Source organism: Paraburkholderia sp. GAS199 (genome assembly GCF_050436585.1).
In the GTDB taxonomy this organism is placed as follows: domain Bacteria; phylum Pseudomonadota; class Gammaproteobacteria; order Burkholderiales; family Burkholderiaceae; genus Paraburkholderia.
On sequence record NZ_JBNDMM010000002.1, the window covers coordinates 367132 to 385614 of the forward strand.

Genomic DNA, 18483 nt, shown 5'->3' on the forward strand with positions numbered 1-18483 from the left:
CAATTGCGGCGCGTATAGCGGGTCTGGTCTGCGGGAAACGGGGCTTGTCGAGTCGCGACGATACTTCGTCGTGATATGACAGGCCCCGGCAGCGATCACGGGACGTAGTATGAAACCGAATGGGAAAGTGTCCCGCTAATCAACGCACCGGAGCCCGACATGAACGGACTCGCATGGACGATGCTGGTGCTAGCCGCAATGATCGGCGCGTTTCTCTTTGCCACCGTGGGCGCCGTTCTGCTCGCCCTATTGCTGGGCAACGTGTCGGAGCGGCTCACGAAAGACGACGCCAGCCATCACGAGTACTGAAACTTCGAAACACCCACGACACGCGATCGGCCATTAACTTCCTGGAGCACGGATGCTGACTCAACTCGACTTTCTGGACGTGGTTCGCCTGACCCCGCTGGTGGCGATCGATCTGATTGTCAGCGATACGCAAGGCCGCGTGCTGATCGGCCATCGCCGCAATCGCCCGGCGCGCGGTACGTGGTTCGTGCCGGGCGGACGCATCCTTAAAGACGAGACGCTCGACGCCGCGTTCGCGCGTATCGCCGACGCGGAATTGGGCATCGGCCGGCTGGAGCGCTCGGCCGCGCGCTTCGAAGGCGTGTTCGAGCATCACTACAGCGATAACTTCGCCGACGAGCCCGACGTCTCCACGCACTACATCGTGCTGGCCTATTCGCTGCCCATCAGCGGCTCGGCGCCGGTCGGCCGGCTCGACCAGCACAGCGACTATCTATGGCTTGCGCCGCCGGATCTGCTCGCGCGCGACGACGTCCACGACAACACCAAAGCCTACTTCCGCTAGACCGCATTGCCGCGGCAGGAGTCGAACTGTGAGTTCGCCAACGTGCCGGGTCGCCGGGGTGAAGTAAGATCGAGCCCACCGTCAAGGCTCGAATCAACATGCGACTATCGGCATCCCGGCTTATTCGCGCTTCATTCCAGGCTTTTCTTGCGGTTTTCTTTCTGGCTGGCGCCTGCGGCGCGGCCCATGCGGCATCGTCCGACTCCGCAGCGCCTTCGGCTGCCTGCGGCGCCGGCACGCTCGTCACTGTCGTCGCGCACCTCGACGACGATCTGCTGTTCGTCGATCCGGCCATCAGCGAGCGGCTCGATGCCGGTTGGTGCATCACCACGGTTCATCTGATCGGCGGCGCCAACGGCGCGAATTTCGCGTACGTGCTCACGCGCGAGCGCGCTTCGCGCCTCGCCTACGCGCGCATGGCGGGCGTGCCGAACGAGTGGAACGAAGCGAACGTGACGATCGCCGGCAAGCTCGTGCACGAGATGGTGCTGAAAGCGAAGCCACAGGTGCGGCTGCTCGAATTCCGCCTGCCGGGCGGCGCCGTACGCGGCGGTCGCGAACCGCTCGGGTTGTTGTGGGAACAGCGCGCCACGCTCTCCACCTATCCGATGAACGCGGACGGCTCCGTGCGCGTGCAATACGATCGCGCTTCGCTCTCGGCCACGCTCAAGTCGATCCTTTCGAGCGCCACGCAGATCTACACGCTCAATCCGGACACGGTGCCGTTCATCGAGCATCCCGACCACATCTTTGCCGCGCGCATCACACGACACGTCGCGCAGACCTTGAGTCGCAGCGTGCCGATCGAATACCACGTGACGTATCCCACCGGCGGCTGGCCCGCCAATTTGCCCGCAGCCGAAGTGCAGCGCAAACGCGACATCGTGGCGAGCTACTTTGCCATCGACGGCAGCGATTATTCGCATGTGTTCGGCGAGTATCAGTGGGACGGCAACTGGGTCGCGCGACGTTATGCGTTCGCCGATCGCAGCGATCATCGCGTGCCCGACTTCCAGTCGAATCCGATCCAGCTCTTCAACGCAGCGTCGAGCCGTTGCCTCACGTCGGGCGGCGCGGGACGTTCGCCCACGCTCGCGGCCTGCACCGGCGCGCCCACACAGCAATGGCGCTGGGACCCGCTGACGGTGTATCCCGGCAACACGCGCAATGCGGCGCTCGTGAGTGTCGCGACGTCGCAATGTATCGCCGAACGCGACGGCTTTCTGATCGGCGAGACGTGCGATCAATGGGACGTCGCGCAACGCTGGACGCCCTGGGACTTCGGACTCGTCTACACGCCGCAGCGGCATTGCCTCGGCGAGAATGACGGCAAGCTCGCGATGCGCGGGTGCAATGCGCTGACCACGCGGTATCGTTGGGCGACGACCCAACGCACTCAGGCCACCGATCTGCGCCTCGCCACGGCCATGTACGGCGACCTCGCCGGCAAGGGCGAAGCGTCGGCGGTCTACGTGCAGCGTCAGAAAGACGGGCCGGGATTCAGCGTCTATGCAGCGTCGCTCGCGAAGCCCACGCATGCCGCGCTCTGGTACACGGGTTCGGTGCCCTTCGACTACAAGGCAACCGTGCCGAGCTGCGCCGGCGACAAGCTTTGCTTCGACAGCGTGCGCTTTCTGCTTGGCGATTTCGACGGCGACGGCAAGGCCGATCTGATGGCGATTGCCGCGCGCGCCGGCGGCACCGCGTTCTGGTTGCTGCACAACGCGGGCGGCCATTTCGAAGCACCGCGTCTCTGGCTTCAGACGCGCGACGCATTCCGGCCCGAACTCGCGCAGCAATACGTGGCGGCGAACTTCGACGGCAAAAATAAAGCGGACGTGCTGATCGCGCAGAAGCGCAGCGACAGCGGGTTGGATCTGTGGATTGCTGCTTCGAATGGATCGAGTGGCGCGGCGCCGACGCTGAAGGCACAGGCCAGAACGCTCGGACAAAACAGCAATTTCCTCGCGCTGCAAGCAACGAAACCGGGAGCGTATGCCTCGCTCGTCGCGCTCACCGACACGGACAATCGGCTCGCGGTCACACCCATCTCGAACGACGGCGCACAGATGACGATCGGCGAGCGCACGCTGTTGCCCGCATCGTTCGAGCCGGAGTTCGTGAAGGTGGCCGCCAGCGCTTCATCGAAAGACGGCGGCACGCTGATTCTGCTGACACCGCATCTCGAAGACGCCAGCGACGACGCGCGCATCGACGTCGCCGCCTTCGATCTCGCCGTCGACAAAAACAGCAGCGCAGCGAAGGCACCGGTTCCGGTGGGTACGTTGCAAGGGATGTCGTGGTCGGACGTGTTTCCGGCGGTGGTGTACGACAACGGAAATCCGTCGCTGGTGTTGTACCGGCGAACCGATGCGACGCTCGGCGATTTCTACTTCACCGGTGGGTCGGCGGCGCTGATGCGCTACCCGTTGAATGCGAATTTTGCCCTCGGCGCCGCTCAGGAACTCGGCGCGCTACCGGGACTTTTTTCGGAGACGCTACGCATCGACCGTCTTGCGCAATAGCGAGATTCGTTCAGGCGGACACTTGCAGCGGCTGCACGAACTTACGGGCGATGCTCATGTAACGGTCCGCCGTATCGTGCAACGTGTAGCCGGAAAGCTGGCGATTTGCGCGCGGCGTGTCGAGTGCGTTGAGCAGCGCGCGGCCATATGCGTTCGCATCGGTCGTATCGACGAGATTCACGCCGTCGAATCCACTGGCGAACCCGAAGGACGGAATGCGATTGGCCACGACCGGAATACCCGAAGCGAGTGCTTCCAGAAAACCGATACTCTGCGCTTCGAAACGTGACGGCATCGCGAAGACGCGCGAGGTTCTCAGAATCTCCGCGACATCCGATCGTGGCCCGCACACCGTCACGCGACTCTCCAGGCCAAGCCGATTGACCAGCGAAAGCACCGCTTCGTAGTAGCTCACTTCTTCCACTACACCGCACAGCAGAAGACGCGCATCGGGTTCGCTTTGCAGCACGCTGTCGAAAGCGCGAATCGTGTCGAGCTGATTTTTCGCTTCTATATAGCGGCCCAATTGCACGATCTGTTTGGACGGCACTTCAATCGACGGCGCAGCCGCGTCGACAACCGCCGCAAACTGCGATGCGTCGACGCCATTCGGAATGACGACCATGGCCGGATGCTCGCCGATCTCGCGCATGTAGTCGTCGATGTTCTGCTGCGACACGCCGATGATGGCGCGTGCGCGGCGCGACAACAAACGCTCGGCGTGCTTGAGCGAACCGTTTTCGAAATCGTTGACGCCGGAATGCATGACCCAGGCAATCGGCGTATGCACGGGCAAAAGACGCACATAAAGCGCCGCGAGCGTGGCGTGCGCGACGATGAAATCCGGCCTGAACTGACGCACCACGCGATACAGGTGAAGCAGGCGCCCCACTCTGCCATGGCGAGTCTGCGGAAACATGCAGGTCACGCCGGCGGCCTGCAGTTCGACGCGGATGTCGGCGAAATCGTCCTGCTGGGGAAGCAGGGACGCCATGCAGACTTCGTGCCCCGCGCGCTGATGATGAATCGCCAGACCCTTTACAAGTACTTCCGCCCCGGATAGCCGTGGTGCATGAACCAGCTGAAGAATTCTCACGATTTATCTCTCTGGATAACCGCATTTTTTGAGCAACGGATGGACATATCGACCCGGCTATCGAACCGCTCAAGGAAGAAGTCGGTAGTTCATCATCTTTTGATCATCGATCCAGCGCACTCGCCTCGAAGCCGCGCCCTTGTCTCGTGAAACGCTCGACAGTGCTACATCCAAAGTCACTGTCGCGTGGAAACGTTACACCCAAGCATAAGCACTATTACGCCAACTCCAAGACAGTATCCGCTTGGGAATGAGCGGCAACGCCCATTTCTCATCGCTTACTGCGAATCCATTTAGTTAGGCATCCATTTCAAATTCAGAAAGGCGTTCGTCGGCCCACATGAAACTGGCGGATAAGGACAGGTTTCGCCATACGTTTTCTTTCATTCGACCAATGAAATTAGTACTGCCTTATTGTTCATACGTAACGACTCGTTACTTCTTTTAAGCAGACTAATGCGTATCGTTGCGGTCGATTCTTCCCAAACAGGCCGTTTCGGCCTACGGGACAGTAAATACTGCATCGCGTAACGCGATGTTTCGCCGGAACGGCGGCAAGCCGCGTCGTTCCATCAGACTTTTGGCTGTTTTCGTCGTACTTTCTTCGATCGTCCGAATCCGCCAAAGCCGACTTTGGTCGGCGGCGCGCGTTCGCCTGAATGAAACCGACGTCGCTCATTTCCGCACGCGCGTGCCGCGAAGAAATGAACTGACGCTCCGCTAACTCATTGCTTACAGACTGATGAAATCCCGACTTCTTCTCCTTTCTACTCTTTCACTCACGCTGGCCGCATGCGGCGGCGGCGGTGGTGGCGACGGCTCGTCGAACAACGCATCCACTCAGGCCAACGGCAGCAGCGGTGCGGCCACCGCCGGCACGAATGCGGCCGGAAGCGCCGGCGCGGCTTCGTTGAACGCCGCAAGCAATTCCACCGCGTCGATGAGCTGCGCGTCGCCGTCCACCGCGGCAGGCTCCGGCAGCGCGACGATTTCCGCCGACACGCCGAGCGCCGACGGCACGCGCATTTTCGCTGCCGGCAGCAGCTTCCCGTTGACGTTCAATACCAACGCGCCGAGCGCCGACACGCTGAACTGGGCCGTCACCGACACGCTCGGCAAAGTGGTCGCGAGCGGCAGCACCGCCGTGGCCAGCGGCGCCAAAGCCATCACCTTCAATTGCACGTCGACGCTCGCCGGCTATTTCGCCGCGACCGGCACGCTCGCGAAAGCCGGCGGCAGCTTGCCGCAAGCCGGCACGCGTCCGGTCGGCATCGCCACGTTCGGCGTGGCGCCGAATCTTTCCGGCGTGATTCCCACCGTGACCTACGCGCGCCAGGAGCAGCATCGCTTCGGCATGCAGGGCGCGAACGACAACGGCCCACTGCTGGCCGCGCTCGGCATTTCGTCGACGATCGACGATCGTCAGCTGTCGACGATGGAGCCGAACGGCCCGAACACGTTCAGCCCGTCGGGCAGCAGCCTCGATCCGTTCTACAAGAGCGGCAACGTGATGCGCCTGATCCGGCTCGACGGCATTCCGGCATGGGCGAGCAGCACCGGCGCGTTCCAGGACGACACCGGCGTGCCGACCGACCTCGCCTACTACCAGAGCTACATGGGCCGCGTGGGCACGGAATCGAACACCATCCGCAGCACGTATTTCCCGAGCCAGTCGGCGAACTACTATCAGGTGACGTGGGAACCGAACCAGATGTGGACGGACACGGACGCCAACTTCATCGCGCTCTACAAATCCGTCTATCAGGGCATCCATTCGACCGATCCGCATGCGGTCGTGATGGGACCGGCCGACGCATTCCCGAGCCTCACGACCACGCGCCTGAAGCGTCTCGCGCCGCTCGGCCTCGGTCAGTACATCGACGGCGTGGCGACGCACGGTTACTACGACGCGGGCACCTCGCCCTCGCATCCGCCCGAGCGTTACGACGCCGATCCGTCCACCGCGGATAGCTCGCTGCGCGGCCAGATACGCGCACTGCGCTCGGAAATGGCGACGGACTATCGCACCGGCATGCATCTGTTCTCGACCGAAGCCGGCATCAGCTACGACATCGGCAGCTCCTACGGCCCCAACTATCCGACCGCCAACGTGCTGTACGCGCAGGCCGCCGTCGCGGCGCGCATGCACATCATCACGCTCGGCGAAGGCGCGGACCAGACCTACGTGTTCTACGGCGCGGACTATCCGGGCGAAGTGGGCTACGGCACGTTCTTCGATCTGAACGACGCGCAAGGCGCGTACGGCGCGTCGAACATCAGTCCGAAGCCGGTCGCGATGGCGATCAGCGCCATGACGCACACGCTCGACGGCACCACCACGCTCGGCCCGGTCAACGGCACGCCGAACGGCGTCTACGCGTATGCCTTCCAGCAGGTCGGCGGCGGCGCGGTCATCACCGCTTTGTGGGCGCACAACAACAACGTGTGGAACGCGAGTGCGGGCTTCAGCCCGAGCTACAGCGTGGCGTACACGCTGAATGTCGACGCGCCGGGCACGAGCGGCACGGTGAAGGTCGTGGACTTGATGGGCAACGCCTCGACGATGAACTACAGCAACGGCACGTTGACGCTCAACCTCACCGAATCGCCGGTGTACGTGGTGTCGACCAACGCGTCGGTCGCCAAGGCCAACGCGACGGCGCCGGTCGGTTACGTCGGCATGTAACGCTGTCAGACCGGAAACAAAAATCCGCCGGCAAGCGCGAGCATGCCGGCGGATTTTTTTATCGTGCTGCGATCCGATGCAGCGCGAAGCGAATCAACCTTCGCCGAGCCGTCCTTCCATGCCGCTCAGTTCCTTCTCGCGCTCGGTGGAAACCTTGCCGATCGGCGGACCCGCGAAGCTCTTGCGGACGCCCGCGCCATACCAGATGGTCAGCAGGACAGCGAGCAATCCGACGATCACGTACACCACTTTCTGGTTCGGCGGCTGCATGCCGACATAAGCGAGCACGAGGGCCCCGAACACCGCCGCGACCGCGAACGGCTTCGACAGCATGCCCAACTGGAACGGCCCTTTCTCCCTCCACGTGCGGCCTTCGGCAAGAATGCCGGCGGCAATCGGCATGGCGTACGAGATGAACAGAAACACCGCGCTGCCCGCGCTCAGTACGGTGAACGCGTCACCGTAGAGCGTCACCACGATTGCCAGCACGGCCGTGGTCCAGATCGCCGCGCCGGGCGTGCGGTGCGTCGCGTTCACTTTGCGCAGCCATTTCGATGCCGGCAAGCCGCCATCGCGAGCAAAGGCGAACATCATGCGCGAGGTCGACGTGACCGCTGCAAGGCCGCACACGTAGTTGATGAAGAACATCAGCAACTCGATCACGATGCGCAGCGGCCCCGGAATCGGCGCGAGAATCGCTTCGAAGAAACCCGTACCTTGCTTCACGGCCGCGCCGAGATCCGGCATCACGAGGACGAATGCGCAGACCATCACGTAACCGAAGGTGGTGGACCAGAACACCGAACCGACGATGCCGCGCGGCACGTTGCGCGCCGCCTCGTGCGTTTCTTCCGAGGTGTGCGCCGACGCGTCGAAACCCGTGATCGTATAAGCCGTCAGCAACAGGCCGGACAGAAACGCCATGGCGAGCGTTTGCTTGGGCCACGCGCCGCCGTCCACGCCGGTGAAATTGGTGAACGTATAAAGACGCGACAGGTCGATCTTCACCGGCGAATACACCAGCAGCGAGCCCACCAGCAGAATCGTCACCACGAAGATCAGATAACCGGACAGATCGGTGATCTTGCTCGTGATACGAATGCCGCGATGATTCAGAAACGCCTGCGACGCCGTGATCACCGTGAGGAAAAGCGTTTGCTGCCACCAGCCGAGCGAATCCGGATTCACGCCGAACATGGGCGCGATCAGGGTGCGGAAGAAAGGATCGTAAGTGCCGTAGTTGATGGCCGCGACCACGAACACCAGCCCGAGCAGATTGAGCCAGGCCGTCAGCCAGCCCCACGTTTTACCGCCGAGAATCGAACTCCAGTGATAGAGGCCGCCCGCGGTGGGATACGACGACGCGATCTGCGCCATGGCCGCCGACACCACCAGCGCGAACAGCGAACCGAGCGGCCAGCCGAGTCCGATGGAGGCGCCGCCCGCCGCCGACAGCCCCATCTGGAACGACGTGATGCCGCCCGACAGAATGCAGATCAGCGAGAACGACACTGCGAAGTTCGAGAACGCCCCCATGCGCCGGGACAGTTCCTGCGCGTAGCCCATCTTGTGCAACAGCTTGACGTCGTTGTCGGCGGATTCCGCTGACGGCACGGCCGTGTTGATGTCCATGACGCGTTCCTTTGAACAGGGTTATGACGAAGCGGCGAGCCGCGATCACGCCGCCGTAAAACAGTTATCGACGTACAGGTGCGCGCCGTTGACGAAGCTCGCGTCGTCGCTGGCGAGAAAGAGCGCGGCGCGCGCCACTTCTTCCGGTGCGCACAAACGGCCTTGCTGCACGGACAACGCGGCCTCGCTCGCGTCGAAGCCATATTTGGCCAGCGCGCTGATTTCGCGCCGCCCGTGCGGTGTGTCGATGAATCCCGGACACACCGCATTGCAGCGAATCCCCCGGTCGCGATACTCGACTGCAATGGAGCGCGCGAACATCGCACAGGCGCCTTTGGTCGTGCAGTAGAGCACTTCGAGCGGCGTCGCCGCCACCGACGAAATCGACGCCGTGCACACGATCGATCCGCCGCCCGCGTCGAGCATGTGCGGCAGCACGGCGCGCGTCATCATGAACATGCTCTTCACGTTGACGTTCATTAGCCAGTCGTAGTCGTCGTCGGTGGTATCCACGAACGGCTTCACGACGATGCTGCCCGCGTGGTTGAACAGCACGTCGATTCGACCGAAACGCGCCATGATGCCGGCGACCGCGGCATCGACCGCGGCGCGCTTCGACACGTCGGCGGCGAACAGTTCGGCCACGCCGCCTGCGGCGCGAATCCGCGTGACCACTTCCTCGCCCGCATCCGTGTTGATATCGACCACCGCGACCTGCGCGCCTTCCTGCGCGAACAGCAACGACGCCGCCCCGCCCGCGCCGGTGGCGCCGCCCGAGACGATTGCGATCTTGCCTTCCAGTCTGCCTGCTGACCTGCTCATGCCGACTCCCTTTCCAGTGCAATGCGTTATGCACAAAGTAGGGGCGGCAAAAAACGGCGACTATCCAAAATTGGCAAAAAGTAAAAATCCCGTAAAAACCCGTCTCGCTGACGAAACGATTACGGACGCGCGTTCAATGCGCCATGACTCGCCCGTGTTACCCGGATTCAACATTGCCGTGACGAGTTTTTTTTCGCATACACTGGGTGGCACGAAGTTTTGCGGGGAGCGCAACCAGAACCGGGAGAAGCCATGCACGCGGTCTATCGGACACACCAAGCCGTCGAGATTCGTTGTTGCCGCAACATCGACGAGCAGGCGATGCTGCTCGATGCCTGGAACCAGAGTTATTGCCAGATTTCGCGCGGCGCTTTCGACGGCTCGGTGAGTTCGTTCACGGCCGGCGGCGTACGCGTGCTGGTGGAGCGACTGAACCGCACGGTGTATCAGCGCGGCCAGGTGGCGGCATCCCGAATCGCTGTCGGCATACCGTTCCAGCTCGAAGGGCATGCACTGCTATGCGGCCAGACCAGTCATCGCGACGGTCTACACGTATTTTCCGGCGACGGCGGCTTCGAGTTTCTTTCGCCGGACAAGCATGTCGTAGTGAATCTGGAAATCGAACCCGAAGCGATCGGCGACATTCACGCGCGCTGGCAGCTCGAAACCTTATTGCCGGTGTTGGGCACAAAGCCCGGCGTACTCAATATCGACCCGGCGCGCCTGCAGGCGTTTCGCGAAGTCCTGAAGCGCCTGCTCGATGCCGTGGCCGCCACGCCCACCCTGCTCGACGACGCCGCGATTGCCGCGACGTTCGAGAAGTCGGTGATCTTCGGACTCGCCGAAGCATTGCAAGGTTTGTCGGACACCGCTGCGTTCGGCAATGCCGAGCCACGTACCGCGCGAAACTGGCAACTCGTGCGCAGCGTGCGCGAACTGGTCGAAGGCACGCCGGATTGCCCGCTTTCCGTTGCCGAACTGTGTGCCCGGTTTCGCGCGAGCCGGCGCACTTTGCAGTATGCGTTCGAAGATACCCTTGGCGTGAATCCTTCGGCGTACATGCGGGCGGTGCGGCTCGATCACGTGCGGCGCGAGTTGCAGGCGTCGTCGTCAGTGACCGAAGTTGCCACGCGTTGGGGGTTCTGGCATTTCGGGAATTTCTCCAGCGAGTATCGGGAGCAGTTTGGGGAATTGCCGAGTGAGACTTGTCGAAGAAAGAGGGTGGCTTGACGCCGAGGCGAGTTTGGTTTTTTGTCTGCGGTGGCTGTTGTTGTTGCTCTTGTTGTTTGCCTGCGGCGGTGGTGTTTCTTATGTTTGTGGTTTATTAGCGTTGCCCCTGTGCGGGGCGGCACTTACTTTCTTTGCCGCGGCAAAGAAAGCTAAGCAAAGAAAGCCGCTTTGAACCGCCAATGCTATTCGTTATCGGTGGCGCTTCTCTGCGGCGGTGGCCCCGGAGCATCCGACGTGTCGCGCACTCCGCGTGAGTGACAAGGCCGTCATCAGTTCCGGCGGCGCTCCGCGCGCCGAGCGGCATGCAAGGGAAACCACAGGTTTCCAATTAGCTTCTCGCCGAGGCAAAGCCGACGGCTGGCACAGCGAAAAACGAAGTGATTGGTTGAAATGAAGTACCGCTCCGGCGCGCGCAGCGTCGCCGGAACGGATGACTGCTGTACCACTAGAAATGACGATCCACGGTCGGCCCTATCGGCTGCCACTCCGTGTGGTTATGAGAGGTGCCCGCTTAGGGTTAGCGGTGTGAGCGGCTTTCTTTGCTTACCTTTCTTTGCCGCGGCAAAGAAAGTAAGTGCCGCCCCGCACAGGGGCAACACTAATAAACCAATAAGATAAATAAGCACCCACCGCCGCAGGCAAAAAACCCACCGCCCGCTGCGCAAAACAAAAAACCACCGTTGCATCCAATTCCAGCGCACACTAGCCCCCATAGCTCTCCAGCAGAGCAAAAAGATCACCCACCGGGAGCCCCCACCATGGCAAAAGGCCAACTACGCAGCAACCGCGAAGTAAAAAAACCGAAACAGGCGAAGAAACCGCAACCTGCCACTTCGCCGTCGGGCTCGCCGCCCATCCGCATCGCGCCGAGTACTTCCACGACGCCGAAAAAGCACTAATCCGCGATAGAAGCCCGCCCACGAAACGGCGGGCTACCTCGATACGTCCTCCAGTGCGACGCCTCGCGTCTTCGGCCCAAGCATGCCGATCGCTAGCATCACGATCACCATGGCGCCCGAAATAAATACGAATACGCCGTTCACGCCGAAGCGGTTCAGACACGCCGCGATCACGAACGCGGAAAACATCGCGGAAACGCGGCTCCACGAATAAACGAATCCCACGGCCCGCGCGCGGATGCTGGTCGGGAACAGCTCGGCCTGGTAGGCGTGATAGCTGTACGAAATGATGTTGCCCGCCAGCACGAGACATACGCCCAGACTCACCAGCAGCACGGTTTCGCGCGCCTGGCTGAACATCAGGCCACACACCACGTTGACCGCGGCCATGCAGATAATCACCGTCTTGCGTTCGAAACGGTCGGCAATCAGCATGCCGAGCAGCGGACCCAGCGGCGCGGCAATCGCAATCACACTCGCATACATCAGACTGGTCGTGACGGTGATGCCCTGCTTGATGAGCAAGGTCGGAATCCAGTTTGCAAAGCCGTAATACCCCATGGTCTGGAAGACGTGGAAGATGATCAGCATCAGCGTGCGCTTGCGATACGGCGGCACCAGCAGATCGCGAAACGCAGCGCGTGCGCGCACCGGCTCCGGCAGCGCGGGCGGCGGCAAGGGCCGGCCGTACTCGCGTTCCACGCGCGTTTCAAGGCGCGTCATGACGGCGTCGGCTTCGTCGATGCGTCCTTTCTGCGCCAGCCAGCGCGGGCTTTCCGGCAGCCGCAGGCGAATCCACCACACCACGATCGCGCCGACCACGCCGGTCAGCACGACGAGTCGCCAGCCGTCCATGCCGAAGTAGCGATGCGGTACGAGCAGATACGAGAGAAACGCGACGATCGGCACGGCGCAGAATCCGACCGCCTGCGAGAACGCCGAAGCCCGGCCGCGCACATGCTTCGGCACGAGTTCGGAGATGTACGTGCCGATCGTCACGATCTCCACGCCAATCCCGATGCCCGCAATAAAACGCCACAGGTTCAGCCCGAGCGCAGTGTCCTGAAACGCCATGATGATGTTGGCCGCGGTGTACCACAGCAACGACCACGTGAAGATCGCGCGTCGACCGAAACGGTCGGCGAGAAAGCCGCAGGCGGCGGTGCCGATGAACAGTCCCGCGAACAGCGCGGCGATGAAACTCGCCACGCCGCTGCTGCCGAAGAGGCCGTGCGTCGTGGCGCTCAGAATGCCGCTTTTCACGAGACCCGGCGCGATATAGCCGGAAAACATCAGGTCGTAGAGTTCGAAGAAAAGCCCGAGACTCAGCAGCATCACGAGCTTCCAGACAGAACGGGTGGCGGGCAAGCGGTCGAGCCGCGCCGATATGCGCGCGCCTTCCAGCGCGATCGCGTCGGCGCGACTGCTCGCGGAAGCGTCCACGTCCGCGTCGGGCACACCGCCGAGCGCGCCGGCATCGCCCAGCGCCGTTGCATACACTGCCTGATTCGACGATTTCATCGTCTGTCTCCTTGAATTGCGCTATGCCGGTCTCACGCCGGATAGAAATTGACCACGACGTCCGATGGATTCGCGTAGCGAGCAAAAGCTCACGCGGCTTCGCGCGGCGTTTGCACAGCGCCGCCGAGCGCCGCGATCTGCGCATCGTCGTAACCGAGTTCGCGCAGCACGTCGGCGGTGTGCTCGCCCACTTTCGCGATCGGCTGACGCGGTTGCAAACGTGCGCCGTCCATCGAAATCGGCAGCAACGGCATGGCGGTTTCGCTGCCGTCGTCGAGCGTCAGACGTGCAAGGCCGCCGCTTTCGTTCAGGTGCGGATCGTCGAACAGTTCTTCCGGCTTTGTGATCGACGCGAACGGAATGTGGTCGCGCTCGAACAGCGGCACGAGCGTCGCGCCGTCGAATCCGCTCAGTGTCTCGCCGAGCGTCTTGAGCAGCCACTCGCGCGCGAGCACGCGATCGTTGTTGGTCGCAAGACGCGGATCGGCGAGCAGATCGGCGCGGTCGAGAATGTTGCACAGCGCGCGCCATTGACCGTCGCCGGTGGCGGCAATGAACATCTGCTCGTCATGGGCCAGGCGGAACACGTCGTACACCGCCCATGCGCTGATGCGCTCGGGCATCGGCGCGGCAGGAACGCCGGTCGCGGCGAACTGCTGCATGTGTTGCGCGGAAAGCAGCACGCAGTTCTCGAACAGCGCACTCTGCACTTCCTTGCCGCGGCCGCTCGCATGCCGTTCGTGCAGCGCGGCGAGCACGCCGATGGCCCCGAACATGCCGCCCATGATGTCGTTGACCGAACTGCCCGCGCGCAACGGACGTCCCACGGGGCCGGTCATGTAGGCGAGCCCCGCCATCATCTGCACGACTTCGTCGAGCGCGAGGCGATGCTCGTAAGGTCCATTCAGAAAGCCCTTGTGCGATACGTAGATCAGCTTCGGATTGCGCTCGCGCAGCGCGGCGTAATCGAGACCGAGGCTCGCCATGCGGCCCGGCTTGAAGTTTTCGACGAACACGTCGGCGGTATCGACGAGCTTGTGCAGCGCCGCGAGTCCGGCTTCGCTGTCGAGATCCAGCGCGAGACTCTTCTTGTTCCGGTTGAAGGTGCGAAAAAAACCCGCGCCGGTGCCGAGCAAACGACGCGTGCCGTCGCCGCGCGGCGGCTCGACCTTGATGACCTCGGCGCCGAGATCGCCGAGAATCATCCCGCACGTCGGCCCCATCACCATATGCGACAGTTCCACCACACGAATACCCGCGAGCGGCAATGCGCCTGACTGCGCTGACGAAGCATCCACGGATGCCGAAGCGGAAGCGGACGAAGCGGAGAAAAACGATGTCATGGCAGCACCTGTGATTCGGAAAGTTCGAGACGTGGCGACGCGGCGGCACATTGCTTCGGCAAGCCGGCGCGCGCGAGATAACCGTAAAGCGGTTCGCCCGGCAGTGCGTCGGCGAGCACCTGGCGCGATTCGATCAGGCCGAGGAGATCGATGCCGGTGTCGTAGCCCATGCTGTCGAGCATGAACACGAGGTCTTCCGTATTGACGTTGCCGGTGGCGCCCGGCGCATGCGGACAGCCGCCCAGTCCGGCCAGCGATGCATCGAATGCGCGGATACCGTGTTGCAAGGCGATCAGCGTATTGGCGAGCCCGAGGCCGCGCGTGTCGTGGAAATGCAGCGAACGCAGTTTGTCGCCGGCCACGCCGCGCACCAGTTCGATGATTTCGCCGACCTGGCGCGGCGTCGCTTCGCCGGTGGTGTCGCCGAGCGCGAGCACATCGGCGCCCGCCTCCAGCGCGGCACGCGCAATCGCGGCGATATCCGCGTAAGGCACCGCGCCCTGCAAGGTGCAGCCAAACACCGTCGATAAACCCGCGATCAGTTCGACCGGCCGCGCGCTTGCGTCGATCAGGGCGCGCATGCCGGCAAACGCGCCGATCATCTCGGCGGGCGTCTTGCGCACATTGGCGAGGCTGTGCGCCGTGCTCACCGAGATCGGCGCGACGATGCGGTGCACGCCCGCTTCGAGCGCCCGCTCGGCGCCCTTCAGGTTCGGCACGAGCGCGGTGACGACGAGATCGTCGTAAGTCAGCGCATGGGCGATCACGGCGTCGGCGTCGGCCATTTGCGGCAGCAGTTTCGCGGGCACGAACGAGGCGACTTCCATATGACGCACGCCCGCCGCATAGGCGGCGTCGATCCAGCGGCACTTGGCGTCGGTGGGCATGATGCGGTCGATGCTTTGCAGACCGTCGCGCATACCGACTTCGGTCACGACGACGCGCTCCCTTGAGTCATTCATGGTGGTGATTCCTGCGGAAATTGCGGGGAATGGAGCAACTGGATGACAGCGTGCCCGCGCGCGTACGCGCTGCAAAGTCTGCGTTGACGACGCACTCCATCGCCGCTCGCGATGGCGCGCGAGCCCCGTGTGACAGGCGTGCGCCGTCGCAAAGGGGAAACCCTTAAGGGCTTGTCAGAGGGTGGTTGAACGGCGCGGCCGCCGCTGCGCCTTATACCGAGCGCAGCAGATGATCGAGCAGATGCGAGGCAGTCAAGGTCAGTGCGCTGCGGTCGCGCATGCAGATCACGAAACGGCGCTGCGCCCAGGCTTCGCGCAGCGGGACGGCGACGATGCCGTATTCGTCGGCCGCATGACGCGGCAAGGCTTCGCGCGGCAGGATCGCCACCGCGAGACCGGCCTGAATGAAACGATACGCGGCGTCGAAGGTGGAGACGTAAGTGCGATAGTTGAGTTCGCGGCCCTTCTCGGTCGCGATACGCTGCATCAGCGCATTCACCGACGCATTCGACGCCAGCCCGAGATGATCGAAAGCCAGCGTCTGCTCGAAGCCGACTTCGCTTTCGGCGGCTAGCACGTGATCGCGCGGCACGATCAGCGCGAGATGGTCGGCGCGATACGGCAACGTGTCGAGACTGCCCATCGGCACGACGTCGCGGCAGATGCCGAGATCGGCCACGCCTTCCTCGAGACCGCGCACGATCTCCGCGCTCACGCGTTCCTCGACATCCACGCGCACCCGCGGATTGGCCTTGAGAAACGCCGACAGCGTCTCGGGCAGAAACTCCACCATCGACGACACGTTCGCCAACACCCGCACATGGCCGCGCGCGCCGGCGGCGTACTCGCTCAACTCGGCTTGCAGCCGCTCATGACCACGCATGATGAGCCGCGCGTGCCGGAGCAGCGCTTCGCCCGCGGCGGTCGCGCGCACGCCGCGCTGGCTGCGCGAGAGCAAGGCGACATCGACCAGCGCTTCCAGATCGGCGAGCCGTTTGCTGACGGCGGACGGCGCGATGAATTCGCGTTCGGCCGCGCGCGCGATCGTGCCTTCCTCGCACACGGCGATGAACAAGCGCAACGTCACCTGATCGATTTGCCACATGAGCCCGCACGTCCCCGAGAATGTCGTCGAGGAAAATTATGCCCGACGAACCCGCCGATCGCGTTCGACCGAGGGTATCCCCGGTTGCGGTGCATCGGTATCGCTCACGGCGAATATCGCGTTGAACGCGCTCTCTTGCCGGGAAACAGGCGGCTCGTTATGCTGGGCGACCGGCCGCGAGCACGATCGTTATCGCGACGAACGCCGGCCATCGGAACAGATCACACGGATTCCCCATGTCCACCACGAGTCTCTTTTTCACCGCCGCGGGCGTCGGCCTCGCGATCGCCGCACCGGTCGGCCCGATGGGCATGCTGTGCATTCGCCGCACGCTCACCGGCGGTCCGCGCGCGGGTCTCGCAATCGGCTTCGGCATCGCCAGCGGCGACGCGGCTTATGGACTCATCGCCGCGCTGGGTCTCGTCGGCATTTCGCAATTCATGCTCGCCTACGACCGTCCGCTGCATCTGCTCGCCGGTCTGTTCCTGCTCTATCTCGGCCTGCGTACGCTGATGCAGAAAGCGCCCGCCGAACCGGCCGACACGAACGGCGGCAATCCGAAGCTCGGCGAAATCGGCCGCGCCGGCGCATTGCGCGCCTACGCGAGTTCCCTGCTGCTGACGCTCACCAATCCGCAAACCGTCATCATGTTCGCCGCGCTATTCACGACGCTCGCGCCGCGCGGCGCGTTTTCGTCGACGGTCGCGTTGACCACGGTGAGCGGCGTGTTCTGCGGCTCGATCGCGTGGTGGTGTTTTCTCGTGACGGTGGTGTCGCTCGCGCGCCATGCGATCGGCAGCAAACTGCGCGTCATGATCGACCGGGTGGTGGGCTTCACGCTCGCGGCCTTCGGCGTCGTGGAGATTCGCCGCGCGCTCTGAGTTCGCCGGAGCAAAGACGCCACCGCAGCGAGACGTACGCGATCGCGGCAGTTTTGCGACAATAACGGCTTTCGCCGCGCCGCCGCCCGCGCGCCCTGCGCGTTCCACGGGCACCTGGCCGGCGGCGCCGTCGCCCGATCCGTCCAACTCACCGACCGTCCGCGGTCCGCTCAATGGCACTTCCCCATATCGAACTGCTGTACTCCGTCTCCGGCCTGTTCGTCGGCTTTCTGGTCGGACTGACGGGTGTTGGCGGCGGCTCGCTGATGACACCGATTCTCGTCCTGCTGTTCAACGTCCATCCCGCCACCGCCGTCGGCACCGACCTGCTGTATGCGGCCGCCACCAAGGCGACCGGCACACTGGTGCACGGTCTGAAAGGCTCGGTGGATTGGGGCGTGACCTTGCGCCTCGCCGCCGGCAGCGTGCCGGCCGCCACCGTCACGTTGATCATGCTGCATCGCTACGGCATGGATACGCCGGGCGCGAGCCGTCTGATTCAGGTGGTGCTCGGCGCGGCCCTGCTGATTACCGCGGTGGCGCTGATCTTCCGTCCGCAACTCGCGGCGCTGGGCGCCCGGCGTCAGCGCGCACCCAGCCATGCGCGCACGCTCGCGCTGACCATCCTGACCGGTGCCGTTCTCGGCGTGCTGGTATCGCTCACTTCGGTGGGCGCGGGCGCGATCGGCGTCACAGTGCTGTTGCTGCTGTATCCGCTTTTGCCGACCACGCGGATCGTCGGCTCCGACATCGCACACGCCGTGCCGCTCACGCTGCTGGCGGGCGCGGGCCACTGGCTGCTGGGTACGATCGACTGGTCGATGCTGCTGTCGCTGCTGGTCGGTTCGCTGCCGGGCATCGCGATCGGCAGCTACCTGTCGTCACGCGCGCCGGATGCGCTGCTGCGCAACCTGCTCGCCGCCACGCTGACGCTGGTCGGCGTGCGGCTCGTGCTCGCATAGGCGCG

Annotated in this window: 15 protein-coding genes; 7 read left to right on the forward strand and 8 right to left on the reverse strand. The window is 63.5% G+C overall.

Annotated elements, in window-relative coordinates:
• The first annotated feature begins 159 nt into the window (after positions 1–159).
• The 3 genes from P3T18_RS07720 (at position 160) to P3T18_RS07730 (ending at position 3339) form a co-directional block, all read left to right on the forward strand.
• Complete coding sequence (locus P3T18_RS07720; RefSeq protein WP_429299330.1) at positions 160–309, forward strand: hypothetical protein; 150 nt, start codon at positions 160–162, stop codon at positions 307–309.
• 52 nt (positions 310–361) lie between these two features.
• On the forward strand, positions 362–814 hold the full coding sequence (locus P3T18_RS07725; RefSeq protein ID WP_429299331.1) for a GDP-mannose mannosyl hydrolase: 453 nt from the start codon (positions 362–364) through the stop codon (positions 812–814).
• Positions 815–912: 98 nt separating this feature from the next.
• Positions 913–3339, forward strand: coding sequence for a hypothetical protein (locus tag P3T18_RS07730; protein WP_429299332.1), 2427 nt, complete (start codon positions 913–915; stop codon positions 3337–3339).
• Between the two features lie 10 nt (positions 3340–3349).
• Here P3T18_RS07730 and P3T18_RS07735 read toward each other — a convergent pair whose 3' ends face one another.
• Together P3T18_RS07735 and P3T18_RS07740 are read right to left on the reverse strand one after the other, a co-directional pair.
• Positions 3350–4435, reverse strand: a complete 1086-nt coding sequence (locus tag P3T18_RS07735) for a glycosyltransferase family 4 protein (protein WP_429299333.1) — start codon at positions 4433–4435, stop codon at positions 3350–3352.
• 840 nt (positions 4436–5275) lie between these two features.
• Positions 5276–5497, reverse strand: a complete 222-nt coding sequence (locus tag P3T18_RS07740) for a hypothetical protein (RefSeq protein WP_429299334.1) — start codon at positions 5495–5497, stop codon at positions 5276–5278.
• Between P3T18_RS07740 and P3T18_RS07745 the strand changes: the two genes are divergently transcribed.
• The gene (locus tag P3T18_RS07745) at positions 5487–7121 is read left to right on the forward strand and encodes a hypothetical protein (protein WP_429299335.1); all 1635 of its coding nucleotides are present in this window, start codon (positions 5487–5489) and stop codon (positions 7119–7121) included. The two genes, P3T18_RS07740 and P3T18_RS07745, sit on opposite strands and share 11 nt — an antisense overlap.
• A gap of 93 nt (positions 7122–7214) precedes the next feature.
• Here P3T18_RS07745 and P3T18_RS07750 read toward each other — a convergent pair whose 3' ends face one another.
• Both P3T18_RS07750 and P3T18_RS07755 read right to left on the reverse strand, forming a co-directional pair.
• On the reverse strand, positions 7215–8753 hold the full coding sequence (locus P3T18_RS07750; RefSeq protein ID WP_429299336.1) for an amino acid permease: 1539 nt from the start codon (positions 8751–8753) through the stop codon (positions 7215–7217).
• 45 nt (positions 8754–8798) lie between these two features.
• On the reverse strand, positions 8799–9575 hold the full coding sequence (locus P3T18_RS07755) for an SDR family NAD(P)-dependent oxidoreductase (protein WP_429299337.1): 777 nt from the start codon (positions 9573–9575) through the stop codon (positions 8799–8801).
• 321 nt (positions 9576–9896) lie between these two features.
• On the opposite strand from P3T18_RS07755, the gene P3T18_RS07760 reads away from it, so the two are divergent.
• Positions 9897–10805, forward strand: a complete 909-nt coding sequence (locus P3T18_RS07760; RefSeq protein ID WP_429299338.1) for a helix-turn-helix domain-containing protein — start codon at positions 9897–9899, stop codon at positions 10803–10805.
• A gap of 932 nt (positions 10806–11737) precedes the next feature.
• Here the strand turns inward: P3T18_RS07760 and P3T18_RS07765 are convergent.
• From P3T18_RS07765 to P3T18_RS07780, 4 genes are all read right to left on the reverse strand, one after another.
• Entirely contained in the window at positions 11738–13225 is a 1488-nt protein-coding gene (locus P3T18_RS07765) for an MFS transporter (RefSeq protein WP_429299339.1), read from the reverse strand.
• Between the two features lie 89 nt (positions 13226–13314).
• Positions 13315–14568, reverse strand: coding sequence for a CaiB/BaiF CoA transferase family protein (locus P3T18_RS07770; RefSeq protein ID WP_429299340.1), 1254 nt, complete (start codon positions 14566–14568; stop codon positions 13315–13317).
• Complete coding sequence (locus P3T18_RS07775; RefSeq protein WP_429299341.1) at positions 14565–15530, reverse strand: hydroxymethylglutaryl-CoA lyase; 966 nt, start codon at positions 15528–15530, stop codon at positions 14565–14567. Before P3T18_RS07775 ends, P3T18_RS07770 begins: the two co-directional genes overlap by 4 nt.
• Positions 15531–15741: 211 nt before the next feature.
• Entirely contained in the window at positions 15742–16635 is an 894-nt protein-coding gene (locus P3T18_RS07780; RefSeq protein ID WP_429299342.1) for a LysR family transcriptional regulator, read from the reverse strand.
• Between the two features lie 236 nt (positions 16636–16871).
• Between P3T18_RS07780 and P3T18_RS07785 the strand changes: the two genes are divergently transcribed.
• Positions 16872–17516: a LysE family translocator gene (locus P3T18_RS07785; protein WP_429299343.1), complete on the forward strand. Its 645-nt coding sequence runs from the start codon at positions 16872–16874 to the stop codon at positions 17514–17516.
• A 173-nt stretch (positions 17517–17689) separates the two neighbouring features.
• Positions 17690–18478, forward strand: a complete 789-nt coding sequence (locus P3T18_RS07790; protein ID WP_429299344.1) for a sulfite exporter TauE/SafE family protein — start codon at positions 17690–17692, stop codon at positions 18476–18478.
• Positions 18479–18483: the final 5 nt, after the last annotated feature.